The sequence below is a fragment of the Pseudomonas sp. P110(2024) genome, assembly GCF_057480795.1.
Map to the genome: position 1 here is coordinate 19,230 of NZ_JBLIYT010000001.1, position 24,411 is coordinate 43,640.

A 24,411-nucleotide genomic window follows, 5' to 3' on the forward strand; every position below is an offset into this window, starting at 1 on the left:
GGCAAGCCCGCTTCCACAAGTCTGCAACGACTTTGTGGGAGCGGGCTTGCCCCGCGATGCTTTCGATGGAACCAATCCCTCTACCACGGTCTTATACGGCTTTCATCCTACCTGCTGTTGCGAAACGGCTTACAGTGAAATACTGTATGCACATACAGCAAAACAAGGAACAGCCCCGTGGCCAAACCCGCCTCCGCGTCGCCAAGCAGTTATGAACTCCTGGGTCAGCGCATCCAGAAGATCATCAACAGCCCCACCGCCCAGCGCAGCCGCGCCGCCTTGATCTTCCGCCTGGAGCACGAGTCGCCCGACGACTGGGCAACCCTGCTCGAGGAAATCGCCGAGAACGACAACGTCACCCTCGCCCACCGCGACGATGGCGGCGTACAGATTTTCTGGACCGTGCCGAAGGAAGACTGACCGCGCATGAGAGTTTCGCTTTTCGCCGCCTGCCTGCTACTGCTTGCCCCCCTCGCCCACGCCGACGCCCCGCGCACCTTCCAGGAGGCCAAGAAGGTCGCCTGGAAGCTGTACGCGCCGCAGTCCACGGAGTTTTATTGCGGCTGCAAGTACAAGGGCAACAAGGTCGACCTGGCCTCCTGCGGCTACGCGCCGCGCAAGAACCTCAACCGCGCCTCGCGCATCGAATGGGAGCACATCGTCCCGGCCTGGCAGATCGGCCACCAGCGCCAGTGCTGGCAGGATGGCGGGCGCAAGAACTGCTCGCGCCACGACAAGGTCTACCAGCGCGCCGAGGCCGACCTGCACAACCTGGTGCCGAGCATTGGCGAGGTCAACGGCGACCGCAGCAACTTCAGCTTCGGCTGGCTGCCCGAGCAGCATGGCCAGTACGGCAGCTGCCTGACCCAGGTCGACTTCAAGGCCAAGAAGGTCATGCCGCGCCCATCGATCCGCGGGATGATCGCGCGCACCTACTTCTATATGAGCAAGCAGTATGACCTGAGGCTGTCCAAGCAGGACCGCCAGCTGTTCGAGGCCTGGAACAAGACCTACCCGCCACAGGCCTGGGAGCTGCAGCGCAACCAGCAGGTGGCATGCGTGATGGGCCGTGGCAACGAGTTCGTCGGGCCGGTCAATCTCAAGGCCTGTGGCTGAGCAGGGTCAGGCCAGCGTCTGCAGGTAGGCGCTGGCCTGCCGGTACCGGGACAGCCGGGCCAGGTCGGCCGGGCCAGGATGGGCAATGCGCGAGAGGTCGCTGTTGTCGGCCAGGTCGGCGAGCTTGACCTGGCGCGCCAGGGGGTCGACGCCAAGTCGGATGACGAAGGCCTCGTAGCTCTCCCCTTCGCGGCGGCTCAGCGCCAGCAGCGCGGCGAGGATCTTCAGCGGGAAACCTTCGCGGGCGAGGTCGGACAGGGTCAGCGGGGTGTCTTCCAGCACGTCGTGCAGCACCGCGACGATGCGCTGTTCCGGGGTGATCACTCGCTCCATCACCCGCAGCGGGTGGAGGATGTACGCCGCACCGCCTTTGTCGAACTGCCCTTCATGTGCCTTGATGGCCATCGCGATGGCCCGCTCCAGCGTCGCCATGAAGTCATCCCCTCTTTGAACCCCCGCACTAGACAGCATAGCCGCTGTGCGCCCTCACTGCAGCGGACTGCCAACGGGAGCGGACGTGCCGCGTGATCACCCACGCAGCCAGTGCCATGTTATTGCGCAGCGCGCACCACAATGGACCTTTCACGACCCGAAGGCGCTGTGCAGCCCCCGCCCGCCAAGGCCTCCGGCCACCTGGCATCCTCCTTGCTGCCGTCCCCCGCTTAACCTTTTGCCAGCCTTAGGTTTTTTAAGGTTCATGAGCACAAATTTACTAATTTCTCGATACCCGCCCACCCCGCATCATCGCTCCAACAAGAACGCGTCGCCCCTTGCCGGCACGCACCCGGGCTTCCCCCGATGCCCCACCTTGCCTTGGAGTCAGTCATGACCAGTGCAGCCAATTCGGCACCCCTCATCGAGAAACACACAATCGGCTACGTGCCGCCGCAAGACCGCCATGGAAAGGTAAGGGATCTGTTCACACTGTGGTTCGGCGGCAATATCGCGCCGTTGCCCATCGTCACCGGCGCGCTGGGCGTGCAGCTGTTCCACCTCAACCTGGTCTGGGGCATCGTCGCCATCCTCGTCGGCCACCTGGTCGGCGGTGTGCTCATGGCCCTGCACTCGGCCCAGGGCCCGCAGATGGGCATCCCGCAGATGATCCAGAGCCGTGCCCAGTTCGGCTCGCTCGGCGCCCTGCTGGTGGTGGTGATCGCCGGGGTCATGTACATCGGCTTCTTCGCCTCCAACATCGTGTTGGCCGGCAAGTCGCTGCACGGCGTGGTCGACAGCGTGCCGGTGCCGGTGGGCATCGTCATCGGCGCCCTGGGCTCGGGCATCATCGGCATCATCGGCTACCGCTTCATCCACGTGCTCAACCGCATCGGCACCTGGGTGCTGGGCATCGGCATCGTGGTCGGCTTCGGCTACATCTTCAGCCATGTGCAGAGCGACGACTTCCTCACCCGCGGCGGCTTCAACCTGGCCGGCTGGCTGGCCACCGTGTCGCTGGCGGCGCTGTGGCAAATCGCCTTCGCGCCCTACGTTTCGGACTACTCGCGCTACCTGCCGGCCGACGTCAAGGTGTCCTCGACCTTCTGGACCACCTACCTGGGCTCGGCCCTGGGCTCGAGCCTGTCGTTCATCTTCGGCGCGGTCGCGGTGCTGGCGATCCCGGCCGGGATGGACACCATGGACGCGGTCAAGCTCGCCACCGGCACCCTTGGCCCGCTGATGCTGGTGCTGTTCCTGCTCAGCGTGATCAGCCACAACGCCCTCAACCTGTACGGTGCGGTGCTGTCGATCATCACCCTGGTGCAGACCTTCGCCTACCGCTGGATCCCCACCGCCAAGAGCCGCGCCGTGCTGTCGCTGATCGTCCTGGCCGCCTGCTGTGTGGTGGCGGTGTTCGCCTCGGCGGACTTCATCGGCCACTTCGTCGACATGGTGCTGGTGTTGCTGGTGGTGCTGGTGCCGTGGACGGCGATCAACCTGATCGACTTCTATGTCATTCACAAGGGCGACTACGACATCGACTCGATCTTCAAGGTCGACGGCGGCATCTACGGCCGCTACAACCCACAGGCGCTGATCGCCTACGCGGTGGGCATCGCGGTGCAGATCCCGTTCATGAACACGCCGCTGTATGTCGGGCCGGTATCCGTACACATCAATGGCGCCGACCTGTCGTGGCTGGTGGGGTTGGCGATCACCTCGCCGTTGTACTGGTGGCTGGCCACTCGCGACAGCGCATATCGCCGTCGCCAGGTGAGTGCAAAGCTGGCGGCGGGGGTCTGAATCCGCCGGGCTGATGATCGACAGGAAGACCCGCCACGGCGGGTCTTCTGCCCTTGCCAGGCCTACTCAAGGTTCATCAAGAAACGTCCTACATCGCAAGCGGACCCAGCTGACTACTTCAGGCAAAACACCTTGGCGAGCATGCGCACTTCCCGCACAAGGAGTGTCCCATGCAAAAATTGCCAGCCCCCGACTTCCCGGTCCAACAAGCCAGCCCCGCATTGGGAGTTTCAGGTACCAATGCGGGGACCAGTGGCCAGATTTTTACTCAAGGCGTCTTGAGGTCCAGCACCAGATCCCTCGCCGCCTTGGTCGCGAGCACGCTTATCAGTTTGCCCATCTCGTCCTGACGCCCAAGCCCCGCGTCGGAGCCTCCCATCATCACGCTGGGCACCGGCGCCTGGGCTGCTGCGTTGGCGTGGGTCATCTGGCCCGCTTCGTTGTAGAAGAACACTTCGTTGAACACGGCAGCGATGGCGCCGAGGGTGAGCCCGTTCAGGCGTGCAGCCGAACCTGAGCGGGCGGGTCACGATGTTCTTCAGTGCCCGCTACGCAACATCTCCTTCGGCACATACTTGCCAATCTCATACTTGCCGATCGCCGCCCGGTGCACTTCATCCGGCCCGTCGGCCAGGCGCAGGGTGCGTTGCATCGCATACATGTACGCCAGCGGGAAATCACCGCTCACCCCGGCCCCGCCATGAATCTGGATGGCCCGGTCGATCACCTTGAGCGCAACATTCGGCGCCACCACCTTGATCTGGGCGATCTCGCTGCGCGCCACCTTGTTGCCGACGGTGTCCATCATGTAGGCGGCCTTGAGGGTCAGCAGGCGGGCCATGTCGATCTCCATCCGCGAGTCGGCGATCTTGTCGACGTTGCCGCCCAGCCGCGCCAGGGGCCGGCCGAAGGCGGTGCGCTCGACCGAACGCTTGCACATCAGCTCCAGGGCGCGTTCGGCCATGCCGATCGAGCGCATGCAGTGGTGGATCCGGCCTGGGCCGAGGCGGCCCTGGGCGATTTCGAAGCCGCGGCCCTCACCCAGGAGCACGTTTTCATAAGGCACGCGCACGTTCTCGAACAGCACCTCGGCATGGCCGTGGGGCGCGTCGTCGTAGCCGAACACCGGCAGCGGGCGGACGATCTTCACCCCGGGCGCGTCGGTGGGCACCAGGATCATCGAGTGCTGCTGGTGGCGCTGGCCGTCCGGGTTGGACAGGCCCATGAAGATCATCACCTTGCAGCGCGGGTCGCAGGCGCCGGAGGTCCACCACTTGCGGCCATTGATCACCCATTCGTCACCGTCGCGCACGGCGGTGGCGGCCATGTTGGTGGCGTCCGAGGAGGCCACGTCCGGCTCGGTCATGGCGAACGCCGAGCGGATCTCGCCGCGCAGCAGCGGCTCGAGCCACTGGCGTTTCTGCGCCTCGCTGCCGTAGCGCACCAGCACTTCCATGTTGCCGGTATCCGGCGCCGAGCAGTTGAACGGCTCGGGCCCCAGCAGCGAGCGGCCCATGATCTCGGCCAGTGGCGCGTATTCGAGGTTGGTCAGCCCTGCGCCGTACTCCGATTCCGGCAGGAACAGGTTCCACAGCCCCTCGGCGCGGGCCTTGGCCTTGAGTTCCTCGACGATCGCGGTGGGCTGCCAGCGGTCGCCCTCGGCGACCTGGCGCTCGAACACCGGCTCGGCCGGGTAGACGTATGCATCCATGAATGCGCTGACGCGCTCGCGCAGTGCCTGGACCTTGGGCGAATAGGCGAAATCCATCGGGGCTACCTTCAGTCAATGAAGAACATGGGCCTGAGCCTAGAACAGCCACCCTTCATCCACCTAGTCTATTTTCTACGTGTATAAACATTCATAACCAATATATGATCACCCGATAATTCCAACAAAGAGCGGCGCCCATGAACCTCAGCAAGGTCGACCTCAACCTGTTCATCGTCTTCGACGCCATCTACACCGAAGCCAACCTGACCCGCGCCGGGCAGATCGTCGGCATCACCCAGCCGGCGGTGTCCAACGCCCTGTCGCGCCTGCGCGAGACCTTCAACGATCCGCTGTTCGTGCGCACCGCCCAGGGCATGGTGCCCACGCCCATGGCGCAGAACATCATCGGCCCGGTGCGCAACGCGTTGTCGCTGCTGCGCACCTCGGTGCAGGAAAGCCGCATCTTCACCCCGCTGCAGGCCAGCAAGACTTTTCGCATCAGCATGACCGACCTCACCGAGGCGGTGATCCTGCCGCCGTTGTTCCAGCGCCTGCGCCGCCTGGCCCCGGCACTGGTGATCGAGAGCTTCCTGTGCAAGCGCCGCGAGACCACCAAGGAACTGGCCGCCGGGCGCCTGGACTTCGCCGTCGACGCGCCGCTGAATACCGACCCACAAGTGCGCCACGTCAAGCTGATGCAGGACCGCTACGTCTGCGCCATGCGCCCCGGCCATCCGCAGGCCGACGGCAAGCTGACCCTGGACAGCTACCTGGCCATGACCCACATCCATATTTCCAGCCGCCGCAACGGCTTGGGCTATGTCGACCTGGCCCTGGGCAAGATGGGCGTGCAGCGCCGTGTCGCGCTGCGCTCGCAGCACTACCTGATGGCTTCGCAGGTGCTGCAGCAGACCGACATGGTCATGACCGTGCCCGAGCGCTTCGCCCGCCGCCATCAGCTGCGTCACCAGCCGCTGCCGGTGGAGGTGCCGGCGCTGGAGACCCACCTGTACTGGCACGAAAGCACCGACCAGGACCCGGCCAACCGCTGGATGCGCGAGCAGATCATCGAGCTGTGCGAACGGGTGGTGGCCCAGGATGAGCAGGAGCAGGCGGATTCGTCCATAGCCTCGGCCTGAGTCGCCTACACTGTGGGGGATTGCCTCTGAACCCGGGAGCCACTCATGGACGACCACCAACACGGCAAGCCACCGACCTTCTGGCAGATGCTGCAAAGCATCCTCGCCGCCGCCTTCGGCGTGCAGAGCGGCAAGAACCGCGCGCGCGACTTCACCTACGGCAAGGCCAGCCATTTCATCGTGATGGGAACGCTGTTCACGCTGATCTTCATCTTCGTGCTGATTGGCCTGGTGCAGCTGGCGCTGCACCTGACGGCGCGCTAGCCGCGCCAGGGCCAGCCCCTGCACAAGGCCGCTCCTACAGGGGTATGCATTAGCTGGCCCAAACGCAACCCGCCCGCGGATATCCCTTCCGCGGGCGGTTCAGGTGTTACTCACGGTCTCGAGCAGTTTTACGCTACGGGCTACTGATGGCTGACCCAATACACCGCAGTGACCACCACCAGCACGATCAGACACAGGATCGCCCAAGCATCGACACTGCTGTCAGCTTTGCGGACCTTGGTAGAGTTTCCCATTGCATTGCCTCTTGTAGTGGTTATGGGAATGCACTTCACAAGCAGCAGTTAAGTCCAGCAATGCCCTTCCCTCAAGCAGGGGTTTTCAGTAGTCGACGGGTGACGTGAGAAAGGGGTAGCGAAAGTCCGTCGGCCTGCCCTCGGCACTGAAGCGGTGGAAGTCGATGCCGTGGTTGTCCTGTTCCAGCAGCTTGAGCCAGCGCCGGGCCTTGTCCGCGTCGATCAGTTGCAAGGCCGGCACGCTATGTTCCCGCTGGCCGTCGCGCCCCACTGCCAACCCCTGGGCATCATCATGCAACATGACCATGGCCCAGCCGCCGAGGGTGAAATGCCCGCCCATCAGCACGCTCAGACGCCCGTCGATCCGCGCCCGCAGGGCCTCGGGCGAGCTGTTGACCGCGCTGAACAGGGCATCGCGCCCCGGCACCTTGCCCAGGGCCTCGAACGCTTGCATGGCGCCGAACGCCATCTGGTCGTTGGCCGACCACACCAGGCGCGTGTCGGGGTAGCGCTCGAGCAGCATCTGCGCCTGCTCGAAGGCGCGTTCGCGGCGCCAGCCGCCATACACCACCTGGCGCAGGCGCACCTGGGGGGACTCCGCCAGCGCCCGGCGCATGCCCTGCACCCGCAATTGCGAGGCGGGCGTGGTCTTGATCCCGGCGAAGGCCAGCAGGTCAACCGGCCCTGCGTCAGTCGGCACCTGCGCCACCATCGCCTTGAGCATCTGGTAACCGGCCTCCTCGTCGTTGCTGACCAGGGTGCCGAGCACTTCAGGATACTTGTCGGGCTGTGCCTGGACGCTGTGCGCCTGGCTGTCGGTGAGGCCGTTGTTGACCAGAAAGAGCTTGACCCCGGTGCCCCGTGACAGGCGGATGATCTCTGGCGCGACATACTGCTCGTTGACCAGCACCAGGTAGTCCGGGCGCTGCGGTCCTTGCAGCACTTCGCGGGCCTGGGTCAGCGCGAGGTCGGCGCGGCGCTCGCTGTACTGCACGCGCAAGGCCATGCCCAGGTCCTGGGCGGCGGCCTGCATGAAGCGCGAATAATCGACCCAGAACGTCTCATTGGAATAGCCCGGGTTGAGGAACACCACGGACGCTGCCTGTGCGCTCGCTGCCAGTGGCAGGCTCAGGCACAGGCTCTGGCACAAGGCCTTGAGCATGCTGATACTTCCCTGCGGAGCAAACCCCGGATTATAGCGCCGCGATGTACTGGCGCGGACAAATGCCAGTCAGTCTCACTTAGTCCAAACGGTTCTTTTCATATGCAAAAACATCACTTTAGCGCATAAACCCACTCTGCTATCGTGCCTCGGCTCCGACCTGGAGTGCGCGGCCGTGCGCGCGATTAGCTGCATGCTAGCCTGAGACAGGACTTATATGTACGTATACGACGAGTACGATCAGCGGATCATCGAGGACCGCGTCAAGCAGTTCCGTGATCAGACCCGCCGCTACCTGGCCGGTGAGCTGAGCGAAGAAGAATTCCGCCCTCTGCGCCTGCAGAACGGCCTGTATATCCAACGTTTCGCGCCGATGCTGCGTGTCGCCGTGCCCTATGGCCAGCTGAACGCCCGCCAGGCCCGCATGCTGGCGAAGATCGCCCGCGACTACGACAAGGGTTACGCGCACATCAGCACCCGCCAGAACGTGCAGTACAACTGGCCGGCGCTGGAAGACATCCCGGAAATCCTGGCTGAACTGGCCACCGTGCAGATGCACGCGATCCAGACCAGCGGCAACTGCCTGCGCAACGTCACCACCGACCAGTTCGCCGGTGTCGCCGCCGACGAGCTGGTGGATCCGCGCCCGTGGTGCGAGATCGTCCGCCAGTGGACCACCTTCCACCCGGAATTCGCCTACCTGCCGCGCAAGTTCAAGATTGCCGTGAACGGCTCCAGCGACGACCGCGCCGCCATCGAAGTGCACGACATCGGCCTGGAGCCGGTGCGCAACGCCGCCGGTGAGCTGGGCTTCCGCGTGCTGGTCGGCGGCGGCCTGGGCCGCACCCCGGTGATCGGCTCGTTCATCAACGAGTTCCTGCCCTGGCAGGACCTGCTCAGCTACCTGGATGCCATCCTGCGCGTGTACAACCGTTACGGCCGCCGTGACAACAAGTACAAGGCGCGGATCAAGATCCTGGTCAAGGCCCTCACCCCGGAAGTGTTCGCCGAGAAGGTCGAGGCCGAGATGGCCCACCTGCGCGGTGGCAGCACCACCCTGACCGAGGACGAGGTGCAGCGCGTTGCCCGCCACTTCGTCGACCCCGAGTACCTGGCCCTCGACAACGTCGACTACAGCGCCCTGGACGCCGAGCACCCAGGCTTCGCCCGCTGGCGCTCGCGCAACACCCGCGCGCACAAGAAGCCGGGCTACGTCGCCGTGACCCTGTCGCTCAAGCCCACCGGCGTCGCCCCGGGCGACCTGACCGACAAGCAGCTCGACGCCGTCGCGGACTTCGCCGAGCGCTACAGCTTCGGTTTCCTGCGCACCTCCCACGAGCAGAACATCATCCTCGCCGACGTCGAGCAGCGCCAGCTGCACGCGCTGTGGCTGGAACTGCGCGAGCAAGGCTTCGCCACTCCGAACATTGGCCTGCTGACCGACATCATCTGCTGCCCGGGCGGTGATTTCTGCTCGCTGGCCAACGCCAAGTCGATCCCGATCGCCGAGTCCATCCAGCGCCGCTTCGACGACCTGGACTACCTGTTCGACATCGGCGAGCTCGACCTGAACATCTCCGGCTGCATGAACGCCTGCGGCCACCACCACGTCGGCCACATCGGCATCCTTGGCGTGGACAAGAAGGGCGAGGAGTTCTACCAGGTCTCGCTGGGTGGCAATGCCGCACGCGACGCGAGCCTGGGCAAGATCCTCGGCCCCTCCTTCGCCCAGGACGACATGGCCGACGTGATCGAGAAGCTGATCAATGTGTACGTCGAGCAGCGCACCGAAGACGAGCGCTTCATCGACACCTACCAGCGGATCGGCATCGACCCCTTCAAGGAACGCGTCTATGCAGCGAATCATTAAGAACAACCAGATCGTCGACGAAACCTGGCACCTGCTGCCCAAGGACGTCTCGATCGACGAGCTGACCAACTGCGACGACTACATCGTGCCGCTGCAGCTGTGGCGTGACCATCCGAGCCTGCTCAAGGCCCGCGACGGCGGCCTGGGCATCTGGCTGGACAGCGACGAGGAAGCCGAGGAAATCGGCGAAGACGTCGAGCACTTCCAGGTCATCGCCCTGAACTTCCCGGCCTTCACCGACGGGCGCAACTACTCCAACGCGCGCCTGCTGCGTGACCGCTACAAGTTCAAGGGCGAGCTGCGCGCCATCGGCGACGTGCTGCGCGACCAGCTGTTCTACATGGCCCGCTGTGGCTTCGACGCGTTCGCCATCCGTGCCGACAAGGACCCGGAAGACGCGCTGCAGAGCCTGAAGGACTTCTCGGTGACCTACCAGGGCGCCACTGACGAGCCGCTGCCGCTGTTCCGCCGCCGCTGATCGCTCCTGGCCCTACGCAACAGCCCGCCAATCGGCGGGCTGTTGCGTTTGGGGCCGACCGTGCTTTAGCGCAACGGCACGTAGATATCGGTCTGCCACTGCTCCAGCGGCGTCTGCGGGTAGATGCTCAGGTAATGGAAGAACAACGGATGATCGCGCAATTCCTCGCCACTGGCCGGCAGCCAGTCGCGGTAGAGCGGATAGATCGTCTCGCCGATATGGTCCGGCGAGCCGACATGCCGCACCACCGCGCAGCGTCCGGCGGGCAGGCTCGACTCCCGCACGCCCTGGGCGTTCGGCGCCACCGCCTCGTGGATTTCCCCGCAGATGGCGAAGCGGAAGTCTTCCGGCGCCGTGGTGTCCGGGTTGTTGTAGGGAATGCCGAAGCTGCGGCTGCTGGCCACGGGCGACTGCCCGCTGCTCATGCGCCAGTCGATGAAGTGGCGCACTGTCTCGCTGACCCGATTGGCCGGCCCACGGTGCTCGAGCGCCGCAAGGCGCACGGCAGCGAAATCGACGATTCGTACCTGCATGGTGATGCTCCTGGAAAAATGAGGAATGGCAAACACCGTATTCCATACCTGCCAGTCAGGCCGGCGGCGGAACGCGCTGGGCGCATGCCCGAAGGCCCGGCGGAACGCCCGGCTGAACGCTTCCGGGCTTTCGAAGCCCGCCTCCAGCGCCACCGCCAGCACCGAGTGGCCTGGCTGGCCGAGCAGCCGCTGGGCCGCGCGACGCAGTCGCATCAGTTGCACGTAGCGGGCAACCGGCACGCCCACATAGGCGCTGAACTGGCGATGGAAGTGGAACACCGAAAAGTGCGCCACCGCGCTCAGGGCCTCCACCGACAGGTCGCCTTCCAGGTTGTCCTGGATATAGGCGAGCACGGCGTCGAAGCGGGTCTTGTAATGAACGTTGACGGGCAAGGTCAGTGTGCTCCTGGAAATACGGCAGGCCACAGCTTCGTCGATCCGCGCTCGGGCCTGCCTAGCCGCATTTGCTCAATCACAACCACCTGCAGGTTTGCCATGATGCCGGATGCATCCCCCTGCTTGATACCCCTATTGCCTAGCCACCAATCACAACCCACCCTCCCATTCATGACTCCAAGTCAAAGGACCTTGACTCACCGGCGTCTTAATCAATCCCGCCGAACAGCGCAAACTGCGCTCACTTGTTCGAACCCGCACCCCACTGTCCGGGCTTCGATCCCCTCACTAGACAGGAGCAAATCCATGAGCATTCCAACCTTCGGCCTGGGTACCTTCCGCCTCACCGGCCAGGCCGTCATCGATTCGGTCAAGTCGGCGCTGGAGCTGGGCTACCGCGCCATCGACACCGCGCAGATCTACAAGAACGAGGCCGAAGTCGGCCAAGCCATTGCCGAAAGCGGTGTGCCGCGCGACCAGCTGTTCATCACCACCAAGATCTGGGTCGACCACTACGCCGCCGACAAGCTCATCCCCAGCCTGCGCGAGAGCCTGGCCAAGCTGCGCACCGACCATGTCGACCTGCTGCTGATCCACTGGCCGGCACCAGGCAACGGCGTCGAGCTGCCCGAATACATGCAGGCCCTGGCCGAGGCCAAGCACCAGGGTCTTACCCGCCAGATCGGCATCTCCAACTTCAACATCGAGCTGACCCGCCAGGCCATCGCCGTGGTCGGCCAGGGCGAGATCGCCACCAACCAGATCGAGCTCAGCCCGTACCTGCAGAACCGCAAGCTGACTGCCTTCCTCCAGGAGCAGGGCATCACCACCACCTCCTACATGACCCTGGCCTACGGCAAGGTGCTGAAGGATCCGCTGCTGGCGCAGATCGCCGCCAAGCACAAGGCCACCGTGGCCCAGGTGGCCCTGGCCTGGGCCTTGCAACTGGGCTACGCGGTGATCCCGTCGTCCACCAAGCGTGAGAACCTGGCCAGCAACCTGCTTGCCCAAAGCCTGCGCCTGGACGCCGACGACATGGCGCGCATCGCCCCCCTGGAACGCAACGGCCGCGAAGTCAGCCCGGACGGCCTGGCGCCGAACTGGGACTGATCTGCACCGGGCATGGAAGCCCACCCCCGTTCTCAACCGCTTTTTCGGAGCTCCCAATGAGCACGCTTTCCCCCAAACGGGTGCTGTTCGCCCTGGCCATCGGCGCCTTCGGCATCGGCACCACCGAGTTCACGCCCATGGGCCTGTTGCCGGTGATCGCCGATGGTGTCGGCGCCAGCATTCCCAGCGCGGGCATGCTGATCACCGCCTACGCCATCGGCGTGATGGTCGGCGCGCCGATCATGACGTTGCTGTTCAGCCGCTTCGGCAAGCGCGCCGCACTGATGATGCTGATGGGCATCTTCACCCTCGGCAACCTGCTCTCGGCCCTGTCGCCGGACTACTACACCCTGCTCCTTTCACGCCTGATCACCAGCCTCAACCATGGCGCCTTCTTCGGCCTGGGCGCGGTGGTGGCCGCCAGCGTGGTGCCCCGGGACAAGCAGGCCAGTGCCGTGGCCACCATGTTCATGGGCCTGACCATCGCCAATATCGGCGGCGTGCCGGCCGCCACCTGGCTCGGCCAGCAGGTCGGCTGGCGCATGGCCTTCGCTGGCACCGCGGTGCTCGGCGTGCTGGCCATCGCGGCGCTGTGGTACGCCCTGCCCAAGGGCGAGCGCGGCAGCGTGCCCCATGTGCGCAAGGAACTGGCGGTGATTGCCCGCCCCAACGTGCTGCTGGCCATGGCCACCACGGTCCTGGGTGCCGGCGCCATGTTCACCCTGTACACCTATGTCGCCCCGGTGCTGGCCGAACTGACCGGTGCCTCCGACAGTTTCGTCACCCTCGGCCTGGTGCTGATCGGCGTCGGCTTCACCCTCGGCAACAGCCTGGGCGGCAAGCTGGCCGACTGGTCGCTGGACGGCGCCGCGCGGATCTTCCTCGGCGCGCTGGCGGCGATCATGCTGCTGATGCCGCTGGTACTGGGCAGCCATGTCGGCGCCGCCCTGGCGCTGCTGGTGTGGGGTGTGTTCACCTTCGCCGTGGTGCCGCCGCTGCAGATGCGGGTGATGACCGCCGCCGCCGAGGCGCCGGGGCTGGCCTCATCGATCAACGTGGGTGCGTTCAACCTGGGCAATGCCGTCGGCGCCGCCCTGGGTGGCGCGGTGATCAGCCTGGACCTGGGCTATGCGGCGGTGCCAATGGCCGGTGGCCTGCTGGCCGCGACCGGCTTGCTGCTGGTGTGGCTGGGCGGGCGCGGCAAGGCCAGCGACCAGGCATTGGGCAGCACTGCCTGATCGCTGTCGCCGCAGCGGGTCGGCTCCGCTATCACTCATACCCTGGGTGATGCGTGCAGGCCCGGCTCGCGACGGCGGCAGTGATTGCTTAAGCCCGACGCTTTACCTAGGCTAGTGGCCTTTTCCTCGCAACGAGACAGGGCCATGTCAGAACACGAAACCATCGGCGAAGGCCGTTTCAGCAGCATCGAGATCCGTGTGCTCGGTTCGCTGATCGAGAAACAGGCCACCAGCCCGGAAACCTACCCCCTGACCCTCAATGCCCTGGTCCTGGCCTGCAACCAGAAGACCAGCCGCGAACCCGTCATGAACCTGACGCCCGGCCAGGTCGGCCAGGCCCTGCGCAACCTGGAAAGCCAGGAGATGGCGCGCCTGCAGATGGGCAGCCGCGCCGACCGCTGGGAGCATAGAGTGGACAAGGCCCTGGAGCTGGTGCCGGCGCAGCTGGTACTGATGGGGCTGATGTTCCTGCGTGGCCCGCAGACCCTCAGCGAGCTGCTGACTCGCAGCAACCGCCTGTACGCCTTCGAGGACGTCGATCAGGTCCAGCACCAGCTCGAGCGCCTGGTCTCGCGCGAGCTGGCCCTGCACCTGCCGCGCCAGGCCGGCCAGCGCGAAGACCGCTACACCCACGCCCTGGGCGACCCGGCCGAGATCGAGGCGATTCTCGCCGCCCGCCAGCAGGACGGCGGCCACCGCTCCACCAGCGCGGCGGACGAGCGCATCGAGGCGCTGGAAGCCCGAGTGGCGGCGCTGGAAGCACGCCTGGCCCAACTCGAAGGTTGACTCAGGGCTTTTCGGCATCGGGAAAGTGACGGCAGCTCTTGCGTTCGGCCAGCTCCCGCTCACTGGGGCGCTGGTCGACGAACACGGTGCGGCCGTCGGCGTAGATTTCCAGGTAGCCCCAGTGCAGGTCCTGCTCGGTCTGCCCGGGCTTGGGCGGGACGAGCCACCAGGGTTCGCGGCTGATCAGGGTCATGAGTGGGCTCCAGTGGGGCTGGGGGTCGCTTGTGCGGTAACTATAGACAGCCAGGCCTGACACTCCCGCCCGGATTGTTCCTCCGAGGACAATTATGAAGTGCCCGGTATACCGATTCTCCCTGCCCTGCGATGGGTCTAATCTCGGTCCTGCAAACCCACTCCCTGCAAGGAACGACCACGATGTCCCGCCCACCACTGCCCCCCTTTACCCGTGAAACCGCCATCGAGAAGGTGCGCCTGGCCGAAGACGGCTGGAACAGCCGCGACGCCGCCAAGGTGGCCCTGGCCTATACCCTCGACACCCACTGGCGCAACCGCGCCGAGTTCTGCACCAGCCGCGAAGAGGCCCAGGCCTTCCTCACCCGCAAGTGGAACCGCGAGCTGGAATACCGCCTGATCAAGGAACTCTGGGCCTTCACCGACAACCGCATCGCCGTGCGCTACGCCTACGAGTACCGCGACGACAGCGGCCAGTGGTACCGCGCCTACGGCAACGAGAACTGGGAGTTCGCCGAGGACGGGTTGATGCGCAACCGCCACGCCAGCATCAACGAACAGCCCATCAGCGAGGCCGAGCGCAAGTTCCGCTGGCCGCTGGGGCGCCGCCCGGACGATCATCCGGGGCTGAGCGAGTTCGGTTTCTGAACAGTGACGCCGGATTTGCGGGGCCGCTCAACGGCCCCGAACAACCGGCGGGCACATAGCGGGATTACCGAGCAGACGAGACAGGTCGTACGCAGCCTCCAGAACTTTTTCCGTTTTCCCGGTCTATTGGGTGAGTGCGCTCCACGGTTGTTCCAGCAACCACCGAACGCACCTTCAATTGCCAATCAGAGGTTGTCTTCACTCATGAACTTCCCTGCCCCATGCCTGCTGCTCGTTGGCCTGTTCGCACTTGTGGCCGCAGGCTCGGCATCCGCCGCCCCCATGAAGACTTCGACACCTCCCGCCCACAGCCTCGACCTGGCGGACCGCCAGGCCAGCGAACGCCCTTGGCCAAGCCTGGCCAGCACGCCGTCCGCACCGCTGCTGGCCCACGACGAACGCTACCGGCACGACGAACGCTGGCATGACCACCGCGACGACTGGCGTCGGGAACAGTGGCGGCGAGAACAATGGCGCCGGGAACAGCACCGTCGGGAAATGCAACGGCAACGCTACTGGGAGCGCCATCACGAGCGTGCCCTGCGTCATCGCTATGACGACGACCACCGCTACTATCGTCGCTGAACAGTTCACAGGCTGCCTGCCTCGGGCAGGCAGTACCTTCGCCTCTCTCTCCTGAACCACACCCCTGCCATCGCGCAGACGGGCTTGCTATTTACATATGGGAATCCGCATATTCGGCCTTCCACATGTATAGACCATCATCATGCTCACGCCCCGAGGTATTCAAATGCTTCGCCGGCGAGACCATCGGTGCCCTGTCGATCCAGGCCAGCGATGCCCAAGGCCTGGTGCGCGAAGCGATGATCTACGCCAATGTCATCGGCTGCGACCTGGGGCCCAAGCCCCCCCATCGGCAGCCTCGCCACCCTGCTCTGGCTGCACGTACTGGAGCGCAAGGGCATGTGCGTCACCTGGGGCGACTACTTCAAGGTCGGCATCCTGAACGCCGGAGAAAGCCTGTAGGCGCTCAAAAGCACCTGGCCTCATCGGTTCGCTCAACTACCGTGGGCTGATCATCTTCGGCCCACTGGACGAGTAGCCAGAATCGCCCTAGCATCGGCGCCCCCACGGCCTCACTCACGGACGATCATGCCCTCCGCCACCCGCCTGCTTGCCCTGTTCGCCCTGTCCACCCTGGTCAGCGCCTGCAGTATCAATGGCACCTACATCGACAGCACCCGCCCTGATGCAGCCAAGCTGCGCTACATCTCGGGCAATGGCAGCGCCACCCTCGACCTGTTCGACAGCGCGCGCTGTGAAGGCCGGACCAGCGGCATCCTCAACAACCTGTTCGTGCCCGACTCTCGCCGACGGGCCGACATGAGCGTGCCGCCGCCGGCAAACAGCAACAGTTACTACGAGATCCGCCTCGAACCCGGTCAGCCGATACATGTTCGCGCCAACACCCAGAGCGCCAACACGGTCTGCTCGGCCTCGTTCACCCTGACACCGCAGGCAGGCTCCGAATATGAACTGCGCTTCGACCAGTCGCCTGGCTACTGCCAGGCAACGCTGGTGCGCCTGCAAAGGGTCGAGGGCAAGGACCAACGCCTGCCCTATCCGATGATCGACACCATCCCGAGCGCCTGCTGGGGTACCTCGGCGTTATTCCCGAAACAACCCACACCGCTGCCCGACACCGCCCGGCGCACCGCGTTGATCGACAGCATCATCCGCGACAGCGTCACCCCGGAGATGGAGCAATTGACCACGTTGCGCAAAGCCGTCGCCCTGACTCGGCAAGCCTCCCCCGAAGTCCAGGTAGCAGCGCGCAAGCGGGAACTGGGCCTCGATCTGCCAGAGGCCTACTGGCAGCAGTACCAGCAGAACCTGCAAACCTTCGCCGAGGCGCTCGCCAACCTCAAGGCACGCACGCTGGAACGCTACGACGCCGACAGCCGCGCCTACCTGCGCAGCGTGCGCGACGAGCAGTTGCAGGTCTGGGCCGGTGGCACCAACGATGCGCGCCTGCCGAGCAAGGCCCAGCGCATGCGCGACATGGCCTACTACTACAACTATGTCCTGCAGGAGACGATCGCGCAGATCAGCCTCGAACACTTGCGCAACATGGCTGAACTGGATCAACGCGAAGGGGTTTGCAAGCGCTTCGCCGGATGCTGGAAACTCTAGGCCGTCACCGAGCGACGGTCTGCCCCATGCTATCGGGGCATGACGGTCACGGTCTGCGACCCGGACCTGGCAGGGGCGCTGAAGCTGCCGACGGTTTGCTTGTCCGCAGGTAGTGTGCCGCGCCCCCGAGCCTGTGTATGCTGCACGGGCGCGGCGAGCGGCCCCCGGCGGCTTGCAGGACCTCGCGCGGCCGCCCTGCGTGATCGGACCATGACCGGGCTACCCGTTTCGGACACTTCTGCCCTATGCCCGTCGATCTGCAAGCGCTCTACCCCAGGCTGATCCACCTGATGCTGGACACCGTGTTCGTGGTCGACCGGGACGACACCATCGCATTCGTGAGCAACGCCTGCGAGGCCTTGCTCGGCTACCGCGCCGACGAACTGACCGGCACCCCGATCACCCGCTACATGCACCCGGATGACCTGGAAACCACCCGCGCCTCGATCGCCCGGGTCATGGACGGCACCCCGCACTTCGACTTTCGCAACCGCTATGTACGCAAGGATGGCGAGATCGTGCATATCCTCTGGGCGGCCTTCTGGTCCGACGAGGTGGGCGCGCGGATCGGCGTCGCCCGCAACATCACAGCCCTCACCCAGGCCGAGCAGGAACTGCGCTTTCTCGCCCATCATGACCCGCTGACCAAGCTGACCAACCGCTCGCTGTTCAACGACCGCCTGGCCACCGCCCTGCGCGCCGCCCGCCAGCAGCAGCGCCGGCTGGCCCTGCTGTTCCTCGACGTCAACGACTTCAAGGGTATCAACGATGTACACGGTCACGCGGCCGGCGACCGCGTGCTGTGCACCATCGCCCGACGCCTGCAGGACAGCGTGCAGGAAGCGGACACCGTGGCGCGGATCGGCGGCGACGAGTTCATCGTGCTGCTGACCGATGTACCGTCGGAGGACGCCGTGTACGAGGTGGTCGAGCAGATCGCCATGGTCATGGAGGAGCCGCTCGGCGCCGAGTTCGGCGACGTCAGGATGCCGTCCTGCAGCATCGGCGTGGCCTGCTACCCCACCGATGGCGAGGATGCCGACACCCTGCTCAGCCATGCCGATGGCGAGATGTACCGCAAGAAGCGGCGGCGGGCGCGGGTGGGGTGATGGCCAGGTGTTATCTGGTCTTGCCCGCGATGTGGCCCGCACACTTGCTCAGCCCTTCCAGGCTTCCACCACCACCCGCGTCGCCGCCGCGATCGTCTCGCTGTTCCACGGCGCATCCTGTTTCGTGCCACGGCTGAACACCACCAGGATCCACGGCGCCCGGCCCTTGGGCCAGATGACCGCGACATCGTTGGCCACGCCATAGTCGCCCGAACCGGTCTTGTCGCCCACCACCCAGTCCTTCGGCAGCCCGGCGCGAATACGGGCATCACCCGTGGTGTTGCCCTTGAGCCAGGCCTGCAGCTGTTGTTGCGCGCCGGCGGGCAGGCCATCGGTGAGCAGCAGGCGCTGCAAGGTCACGCCCATGGCCAGGGGCGTCGTGGTGTCACGCGGATCGCCCGGCAAAGCGGTGTTCAGCGTCGGCTCGTTGCGATCGAGGCGGAAGGTCGGATCGCCCAGGCCACGGACGAACGCCGTCAGCCCGGGCGGGCCACCGACCAGCTCGAGCAGCAGGTTGCCAGCAGTGTTGTCGCTGTACTGCACGGCGGCGGCGCACAGTTCGGCGACGGTCATGCCGGGCCCGACATGCTTTTCGGTGACCGGTGAATAGACCACCAACTGCTCGGCGCCATAGGCGATGCGCCGCGCCAGCAAGCCCGGCTCGGCCTCGTTGCGGTGCAGGACGGCACCGGCGAGGACGGCCTTGAAGGTGCTGCAGAAGGCGAAGCGCTCTTCGCCGCGCCAGGCCAGCTGCCGACCGCTGCCGGTGTCCAGGGCCCACAGGCCGATGGTACTGCCGCTGGCCGCCTCGAGCTGTTGCATCGCCTGACGCAGCGGATCGTGCGCCCAGGCGGGCAAGGTCAACAGGGCCGAGCAGCCGAGCGCGCCCTGGAGCACGCGGCGGCGGCTGAGGGTTGAAATCATGCAGGCATCCCTTGTGAAAATAAGCAAAACGCGAAGGCTAGAACGTTTTAGCACCCGAGCCAAGCACCTCCTTACCGCTCCGGCAGGCGAGCATAGGCCGTGGGCAAGCGGATTCTTTTCGCGCCACTGCCCTGGCCACCCTTGCGTTGACCGGCAAAAGGCAGGACAGTAACCGGGTGTTCCCGCAATGAAACGGAGATTCGCCTTGACTACCGATCGCCTGAGCCTGCTCCAGTTCGAGCAACTCAGCCTGAAGCCCGCCGCCGCCAGCCAGTTCGCCCTCTCGCTGAAGGAGCTCGAACAGCTGACACTCCCCGAGCGCTACGCCTATCGTGCAGCCCACTACCTGGGCGACATGGCCGAGGCAGAGAACAACCAGCAGCTGGCTGTCGCCAAGGACCAGGGCATCGGTTTCACCCAGGGCCTGCTCACTGCAGCGGCCATCGAAGATGCCCTGGCGAAAAGGCTGATCGAGGTCTTCAATAACGCGAGCGAGCGCGCCTCCAAGCTGCTGCCACAGTAACGGTAGTTGCCTTCCCGAGCCCGGCGCCTGTCCGGGCTCATACCTGATCCTGCCGTACCAGCTTCTGCGTCTCGCCTGGCCATCGTCCAAGGAGTCCACATGCCACTGGTACGCATCGATATCAAGCGCCACCCCGACCCTAACCATCTGCGCACACTCGGCCAGATCGTCTACGCCTGCATGCGGCGCACGATCAATGTGCCCGAGCACGACAATTTCCAGATCCTGACCGAACACGACGGCGACGGCCTGGTGAGCGACCCACAGTACCTGGGCATCCAACGCTCCGACGGCCAGGTGTTCATCCAGATCACCCTCAACGAAGGCCGCACCCTGGAGCAGAAGAAGGCGCTGTACCAGGCCATCGCCGAAGGTTTCGAGCACGATGCCGGGGTGCGACCGCAGGACGTGTTCATCAACCTGGTCGAGGTGCGCAAGGAGAACTGGTCGTTCGGCAACGGTATCGCCCAGTACGCCAGTTGATGTAAGGCCGCGCCCGGACAACGGCAAGGACAATGCTCCGGCTTCGCTAATCGCCAACGTAGAATTCAATCCTCCGTTTGATCGGTGAACCCTTTCATGGCAAGCGCGCCATTTTTCCCCTTGCAAGCCCTGGCGGCCCAACTGCTGTCCTATCTGCCCGCCGACGGTAACGACGGCTCCCACGACCTCGCCCATCTGCAACGGGTCTGGCGCAATGTCCAGCGTATCCAGGCCAAGGAAGGCGGCGACCTCGACGTACTGCTCGCCGCCACCGTGCTGCACGATTGCGTGGCGGTGGAAAAGAACTCGCCCCTGCGTGCGCAGGCCTCGACGCTTTCGGCCGAACGCGCCGCCGCGATCCTCGCCGACATGGGCTGGCCGCTACCGCGCATCGAACAGGTGGCCCATGCAGTGATGACCCACAGCTACTCGGCAGGTTTGCCGCCACAGAGCCTGGAAGCGAAGATCCTCCAGGACAGCGATCGCCTCGACGCCATCGGTGCCGTCGGCATCGCCCGCTGCTTCTATGTGGCCGGGCGCACGGGGTCGGCGCTCTACGACGTCGAGAACCCCACCGCCGCAGACCGGGACTATCGCGACAACCGCTTCGCCATCGAGCACTTCCCGACCAAGCTGCTCAAGCTCGCCTCAGGCTTTCAGACCGGCGAAGGTGCGCGACTGGCCGCGCTCAGGCATCAGCGGCTGGCGTCGTTCCTCGCCGAATTCATGGAGGAAATCGGGGTAGACTGACAGCCTTTGCGCCTCCCACCCTTGCCATGGACAGCAAACCCGATGCGACTGCTCTATCCCTGCGAACCCTTCAACCTGAAACAGCCCGATGAACAGTACGCCGAGGAGTACAACGCGGCGCTGGCGGCCGGACTGGACACCCTGCTGTTCTCATTCGAAGCCCTTCAAGCCGGTCTGCTCGAAACCTCCCGCGCCCTTAATCCGGGCGATTGCATTTTGTACCGGGGCTGGATGCTGACGCCCGAGGCCTACGCCGTGCTGGTCGACCTGCTGCATGGTTGTACCGCGGTCGCGCTGACCAGTCCCGAGCAATACCGGCAGTGTCATCACCTGCCGCAGTGGTACCCGTTGCTGGCCGCGCATACAAGCGAAACGGTGATACTGCCCGACGACGCCGATTTCGAGCAGGCGCTCGCCGGCCTGCAATGGCCGGGCTATTTCATCAAGGACTATGTGAAATCGCTGAACACCGGCAACGGCAGCCTGGTGGACAGCCCTCGGGAGATCGCGCCGCTGGTGGCCCAAATGCGCCAATACCGCGGCCAGGTCGAGGGCGGTATCTGCGTCAGGCGGCGGGAAAGCTACCTCGAGGAAACCGAGCGTCGTTACTTCGTACTCGATGGATGCGCCCACGGTGCGGATGGCAAGGTGCCCGAGCTGGTGCGAGAGTGCGCAAAGCGGATCGACAGCCCGTTCTTCTCGGTCGACACGGTGATGCGCGCCGATGGCGTGCTGCGGCTGGTGGAGCTGGGCGACGGCCAGGTATCCGACCTCAAGGAATGGCCCACAAAGCGCTTCGTGGGCCTGTTGAAGAGCCGCTGAGAAAACATCCTTCAAGAGCACGCCGGCGCTGCCTGTGATCACAGGCAACCCCGATCTCAAGAAACGCCTGTTTCTTTAGAAACCCGCTTTACCTGTCTATAGCTTCATAGTTCATCATCGCCCCACTGCATGAGGGGAAGACCGGTGTATCGCATCTCCGAATTGGCGGCGAAGGTGGGCCTGAGCCGCTCCACGCTGCTCTATTACGAAAAACTCGGACTGGTGTCCTCGCGGCGCCAGGCCAACGGTTATCGCACCTACGGCGAGCAGGACCTGCAGCAACTGCGGCTGTTGCAGCAACTGCAGGCCGGCGGGCTGAGCCTGAAGGAGTGCCAGGCCTGCCTGGAGGCGCGCCTGGACCGCGCGGCCCTGCTCGAACGCCTGCACACCCTGGACGAAGAGATCGCCGCCCGGCAACGCTCGCGTGACCTGCTGGCGGCGATGCTCGGCATGACGTCCATGCGCCCCTGGCACGAGGCCCTCGAGCAGCAGGCGCCCGGCGCCCACCTGGCGTGGCTGCGCCGGCAAGGATTCAATGAGAAGCAGGCCCTGCGCCTGAAATGGCTGTCCCGCGACATGAACGAACACGACCGCTACATGGCCGACTTCGAACGCCTCTTCGATGGCCTCGAGTACCTTGGCCCGGGCTCGCCAGAGGATTCGCTCAAAGCACTGCACGCCCTGCCCCACGCCCCCGCGACACTGCTGGACATCGGCTGCGGCCGTGGCGCCTCCAGCGTGCTGCTGGCCGAACACAGCCAGGCGCACATCACTGCGCTGGACAACGACGAGCACAGCCTTGGCTGCCTGCGGGCGACCCTGTTCGACAAGGGCCTGCAGGCACGGGTCACGCCGATTGGCGCGAGCATGACCCAGCTGCCGTTCGCGCCTCGGCACTTCGACGCGATCTGGGCCGAGGGCTGCGCCTACATCATGGGCTTCGACAACGCCCTGGCGTACTGGCGTACCTTCCTCAAGCCCCAGGGTTACCTGGTGGTCAGCGACCTGGTGCGGGTGGCCGACAGGCTCGCCCCTGCGGCCGAGGCGTTCTGGCAGGCCGCCTACCCCGACCTGCACAGCGTCGACACGCGCCTGGCCGCAATCGCCCGCCTGGGCTATCGCACCCTGTCGCACTTCCCCTTGAGCGCGCAGGCCTGGGCCAACTATCTGGAGCCGCTGCGCGCACGCGTGGCCAGCCTGGCGGACGAGGACTTCGCCTCCCAGGCCCTGGCCGACATCCGCCGCGAACTCAAGATCCACGAAAACCACCTGGGCGAGTATGGGTATCATCTGTTCGTCATGCAGACGCGCTGAACCCGCCCCAGGACATGGAGCCACCATGAACATCGAAAAACTGCAGAACCGCCTTGCCTTCCTGCGCCAGGCCGAACAACTCAAGAGCGTGATCCGCAGCGCCCACACCTCCAGCGGCCGCGCCGAGAGCACCGCCGAGCACACCTGGCGGCTGTGCCTGATGGCCATCACCTTCGCCGACGAACTGGGCGACCTCGATCTGCTCAAGGTGTTGAAGATGTGCCTGGTCCACGACCTGGGCGAGGCCATCAGCGGCGACGTCCCGGCCGTCAGCAAACAGGGCTTCCCCGACAAGAGCCGGCAGGAACGCGAAGACCTGCTGCAGCTGATGGCGAGTCTGGACGCCGCCCTGCGCGAGGAGATCATGGCGTTGTGGGAGGAGTACGAGGCCGCCACCTCGGCCGAGGCACAGGCGGTCAAGGCCCTCGACAAGCTGGAGACCCTGCTGCAGCACAACCAGGGGCGCAATCCTCCGGGCTTCGACTATGCCTTCAACCTCGACTACGGCAAGCGCTACACTGCCGCCACGCCGCTGTTCGAGGCCCTGCGCGGCCTGATCGACGCCGACACGCGCCGGCATCTCGACAATGGCATCAGCCTGCGCGACGAGCGCCCGGAGGACGCCACCACGATCGGCCAGCTGACCGAAGCCGCCTTTGCCAACGCCGAACACAGCAGCCACACCGAGCAGTTCATCGTCAGCGCCCTGCGTCAGGCCGGAGCGCTCACGGTATCGCTGGTGGCCGTGGAGGCCGGCGTCATCGTCGGCCATGTGGCGATCTCCCCGGTGACGCTGTCGTCGGGTGCCGAGGGTTGGTACGGGCTGGGGCCGGTCTCGGTGCTGCCGCGGCGTCAGGGCCAGGGCATCGGCTCGGCGCTGATCAACGCCGCGCTGGCCCGCCTGCACGGGCTGGGTGGCCAGGGCTGCGTGGTGTTGGGCGACCCGGGGTACTATGGCCGCTTCGGTTTCAAGGCCCAACCGGGCCTGAGCTTGCCGGGCGTACCGGCCGAATACTTCCAGGTCCTGTCCTTCAGCGGTGATGTGGCGCAGGGCAGCGTGCAGTACTGCGCGGCGTTCGAGGCAACCTCCAACGCGTAAAACGCGGTCACTGCAGGAGCGGGCTTGCCCCGCTCCCGGAGGTTGCGCATCACCCCGCGAGCCGACACGAACAAATGTGCTCCGCAGCCAGCGACCAT

26 protein-coding genes and 3 pseudogenes are annotated in these 24,411 nt (G+C 65.3%); 22 read left to right on the forward strand and 7 right to left on the reverse strand.

Translation table 11 applies throughout. The annotated features are described in order from the left end of the window. Positions 1 to 177: 177 nt before the first annotated feature. Positions 178 to 420, forward strand: a complete 243-nt coding sequence (locus AC25ND_RS00120; RefSeq protein ID WP_028691453.1) for a DUF1654 domain-containing protein — start codon at positions 178 to 180, stop codon at positions 418 to 420. 6 nt (positions 421 to 426) lie between these two features. After that, positions 427 to 1,116, forward strand: coding sequence for an endonuclease (locus AC25ND_RS00125; protein ID WP_028691452.1), 690 nt, complete (start codon positions 427 to 429; stop codon positions 1,114 to 1,116). 6 nt (positions 1,117 to 1,122) lie between these two features. On the opposite strand, the gene AC25ND_RS00130 is transcribed toward AC25ND_RS00125, so the two are convergent. Further along, a complete protein-coding gene (locus tag AC25ND_RS00130; protein WP_062360999.1) occupies positions 1,123 to 1,548 on the reverse strand; it encodes a GTP pyrophosphokinase in 426 nt (141 codons plus the stop codon). Positions 1,549 to 1,941: 393 nt separating this feature from the next. Between AC25ND_RS00130 and AC25ND_RS00135 the strand changes: the two genes are divergently transcribed. Beyond that, the gene (locus tag AC25ND_RS00135) at positions 1,942 to 3,354 is read left to right on the forward strand and encodes a purine-cytosine permease family protein (protein ID WP_028691450.1); all 1,413 of its coding nucleotides are present in this window, start codon (positions 1,942 to 1,944) and stop codon (positions 3,352 to 3,354) included. Positions 3,355 to 3,622: 268 nt separating this feature from the next. Here the strand turns inward: AC25ND_RS00135 and AC25ND_RS00140 are convergent. Continuing rightward, positions 3,623 to 3,772 (reverse strand): annotated as a pseudogene (locus AC25ND_RS00140) (SPFH domain-containing protein); the annotation flags it as partial. 120 nt (positions 3,773 to 3,892) lie between these two features. Beyond that, complete coding sequence (locus AC25ND_RS00145; RefSeq protein WP_062360997.1) at positions 3,893 to 5,122, reverse strand: acyl-CoA dehydrogenase; 1,230 nt, start codon at positions 5,120 to 5,122, stop codon at positions 3,893 to 3,895. A gap of 140 nt (positions 5,123 to 5,262) precedes the next feature. Here AC25ND_RS00145 and AC25ND_RS00150 point away from each other — a divergent pair, with 140 nt between their 5' ends. Together AC25ND_RS00150 and AC25ND_RS00155 are read left to right on the forward strand one after the other, a co-directional pair. Continuing rightward, positions 5,263 to 6,204, forward strand: coding sequence for a LysR family transcriptional regulator (locus AC25ND_RS00150; protein ID WP_236180555.1), 942 nt, complete (start codon positions 5,263 to 5,265; stop codon positions 6,202 to 6,204). 45 nt (positions 6,205 to 6,249) lie between these two features. Then, positions 6,250 to 6,468 carry a DUF2970 domain-containing protein gene (locus AC25ND_RS00155; protein WP_028691446.1) on the forward strand — a complete coding sequence of 73 codons (219 nt, stop codon included), beginning with the start codon at positions 6,250 to 6,252 and terminating at the stop codon, positions 6,466 to 6,468. A 339-nt stretch (positions 6,469 to 6,807) separates the two neighbouring features. On the opposite strand, the gene AC25ND_RS00160 is transcribed toward AC25ND_RS00155, so the two are convergent. Further along, positions 6,808 to 7,884: an ABC transporter substrate-binding protein gene (locus AC25ND_RS00160; protein ID WP_182324400.1), complete on the reverse strand. Its 1,077-nt coding sequence runs from the start codon at positions 7,882 to 7,884 to the stop codon at positions 6,808 to 6,810. 217 nt (positions 7,885 to 8,101) lie between these two features. Here AC25ND_RS00160 and AC25ND_RS00165 point away from each other — a divergent pair, with 217 nt between their 5' ends. Both AC25ND_RS00165 and AC25ND_RS00170 read left to right on the forward strand, forming a co-directional pair. After that, the gene (locus AC25ND_RS00165; protein WP_062360993.1) at positions 8,102 to 9,754 is read left to right on the forward strand and encodes a nitrite/sulfite reductase; all 1,653 of its coding nucleotides are present in this window, start codon (positions 8,102 to 8,104) and stop codon (positions 9,752 to 9,754) included. Beyond that, positions 9,738 to 10,232: a DUF934 domain-containing protein gene (locus tag AC25ND_RS00170; RefSeq protein WP_028691443.1), complete on the forward strand. Its 495-nt coding sequence runs from the start codon at positions 9,738 to 9,740 to the stop codon at positions 10,230 to 10,232. The genes AC25ND_RS00165 and AC25ND_RS00170 overlap by 17 nt, the downstream gene beginning before the upstream one ends. 65 nt (positions 10,233 to 10,297) lie before the next feature. On the opposite strand, the gene AC25ND_RS00175 is transcribed toward AC25ND_RS00170, so the two are convergent. Further along, on the reverse strand, positions 10,298 to 11,158 hold the full coding sequence (locus tag AC25ND_RS00175; RefSeq protein WP_062574440.1) for an AraC family transcriptional regulator: 861 nt from the start codon (positions 11,156 to 11,158) through the stop codon (positions 10,298 to 10,300). Between the two features lie 309 nt (positions 11,159 to 11,467). Here AC25ND_RS00175 and dkgB point away from each other — a divergent pair, with 309 nt between their 5' ends. From dkgB to AC25ND_RS00190, 3 genes are all read left to right on the forward strand, one after another. Next, positions 11,468 to 12,271, forward strand: a complete 804-nt coding sequence (gene dkgB, locus AC25ND_RS00180; protein ID WP_486976009.1) for a 2,5-didehydrogluconate reductase DkgB — start codon at positions 11,468 to 11,470, stop codon at positions 12,269 to 12,271. A 56-nt stretch (positions 12,272 to 12,327) separates the two neighbouring features. Continuing rightward, positions 12,328 to 13,509, forward strand: coding sequence for an MFS transporter (locus tag AC25ND_RS00185; protein ID WP_036986217.1), 1,182 nt, complete (start codon positions 12,328 to 12,330; stop codon positions 13,507 to 13,509). Between the two features lie 144 nt (positions 13,510 to 13,653). Continuing rightward, a complete protein-coding gene (locus AC25ND_RS00190; RefSeq protein ID WP_062360989.1) occupies positions 13,654 to 14,295 on the forward strand; it encodes a YceH family protein in 642 nt (213 codons plus the stop codon). A 1-nt stretch (position 14,296) separates the two neighbouring features. Here the strand turns inward: AC25ND_RS00190 and AC25ND_RS00195 are convergent, their stop codons facing one another. Continuing rightward, positions 14,297 to 14,488 (reverse strand): hypothetical protein, encoded by a 192-nt coding sequence (locus AC25ND_RS00195; protein WP_069017408.1) that lies wholly within the window; start codon positions 14,486 to 14,488, stop codon positions 14,297 to 14,299. 182 nt (positions 14,489 to 14,670) lie between these two features. Between AC25ND_RS00195 and AC25ND_RS00200 the strand changes: the two genes are divergently transcribed. The 5 genes and pseudogenes from AC25ND_RS00200 (at position 14,671) to AC25ND_RS00220 (ending at position 18,398) form a co-directional block, all read left to right on the forward strand. Then, positions 14,671 to 15,135 carry a nuclear transport factor 2 family protein gene (locus AC25ND_RS00200; RefSeq protein ID WP_062360986.1) on the forward strand — a complete coding sequence of 155 codons (465 nt, stop codon included), beginning with the start codon at positions 14,671 to 14,673 and terminating at the stop codon, positions 15,133 to 15,135. 204 nt (positions 15,136 to 15,339) lie between these two features. Then, entirely contained in the window at positions 15,340 to 15,720 is a 381-nt protein-coding gene (locus tag AC25ND_RS00205; RefSeq protein ID WP_028691436.1) for a hypothetical protein, read from the forward strand. A 185-nt stretch (positions 15,721 to 15,905) separates the two neighbouring features. Next, positions 15,906 to 16,122 (forward strand): annotated as a pseudogene (locus tag AC25ND_RS00210) (ArsB/NhaD family transporter); the annotation flags it as partial. A gap of 126 nt (positions 16,123 to 16,248) precedes the next feature. Then, a complete protein-coding gene (locus AC25ND_RS00215) occupies positions 16,249 to 17,289 on the forward strand; it encodes a hypothetical protein (RefSeq protein ID WP_197866189.1) in 1,041 nt (346 codons plus the stop codon). Positions 17,290 to 17,534: 245 nt separating this feature from the next. Beyond that, complete coding sequence (locus AC25ND_RS00220) at positions 17,535 to 18,398, forward strand: sensor domain-containing diguanylate cyclase (protein WP_028691434.1); 864 nt, start codon at positions 17,535 to 17,537, stop codon at positions 18,396 to 18,398. A gap of 48 nt (positions 18,399 to 18,446) precedes the next feature. On the opposite strand, the gene bla is transcribed toward AC25ND_RS00220, so the two are convergent. Next, positions 18,447 to 19,322: a class A beta-lactamase gene (gene bla, locus AC25ND_RS00225; protein WP_186595297.1), complete on the reverse strand. Its 876-nt coding sequence runs from the start codon at positions 19,320 to 19,322 to the stop codon at positions 18,447 to 18,449. Between the two features lie 205 nt (positions 19,323 to 19,527). On the opposite strand from bla, the gene AC25ND_RS00230 reads away from it, so the two are divergent. The 7 genes and pseudogenes from AC25ND_RS00230 to AC25ND_RS00260 all read left to right on the forward strand — a co-directional run bounded on the left by AC25ND_RS00230 (position 19,528) and on the right by AC25ND_RS00260 (position 24,313). Then, positions 19,528 to 19,845, forward strand: a complete 318-nt coding sequence (locus AC25ND_RS00230; RefSeq protein ID WP_084941257.1) for a hypothetical protein — start codon at positions 19,528 to 19,530, stop codon at positions 19,843 to 19,845. A 99-nt stretch (positions 19,846 to 19,944) separates the two neighbouring features. Beyond that, positions 19,945 to 20,328, forward strand: a complete 384-nt coding sequence (locus AC25ND_RS00235) for a tautomerase family protein (RefSeq protein WP_186595299.1) — start codon at positions 19,945 to 19,947, stop codon at positions 20,326 to 20,328. 96 nt (positions 20,329 to 20,424) lie between these two features. Continuing rightward, on the forward strand, positions 20,425 to 21,078 hold the full coding sequence (locus AC25ND_RS00240; protein WP_186595301.1) for an HD domain-containing protein: 654 nt from the start codon (positions 20,425 to 20,427) through the stop codon (positions 21,076 to 21,078). A 42-nt stretch (positions 21,079 to 21,120) separates the two neighbouring features. Next, positions 21,121 to 21,900, forward strand: coding sequence for an ATP-grasp domain-containing protein (locus tag AC25ND_RS00245; RefSeq protein WP_486976010.1), 780 nt, complete (start codon positions 21,121 to 21,123; stop codon positions 21,898 to 21,900). Between the two features lie 144 nt (positions 21,901 to 22,044). Then, on the forward strand, positions 22,045 to 23,214 hold the full coding sequence (locus tag AC25ND_RS00250) for a MerR family transcriptional regulator (protein ID WP_486976011.1): 1,170 nt from the start codon (positions 22,045 to 22,047) through the stop codon (positions 23,212 to 23,214). A gap of 25 nt (positions 23,215 to 23,239) precedes the next feature. Then, positions 23,240 to 23,797 (forward strand): annotated as a pseudogene (locus AC25ND_RS00255) (HD domain-containing protein); the annotation flags it as partial. A 9-nt stretch (positions 23,798 to 23,806) separates the two neighbouring features. Further along, the gene (locus tag AC25ND_RS00260; protein ID WP_241776332.1) at positions 23,807 to 24,313 is read left to right on the forward strand and encodes a GNAT family N-acetyltransferase; all 507 of its coding nucleotides are present in this window, start codon (positions 23,807 to 23,809) and stop codon (positions 24,311 to 24,313) included. Positions 24,314 to 24,411: the final 98 nt, after the last annotated feature.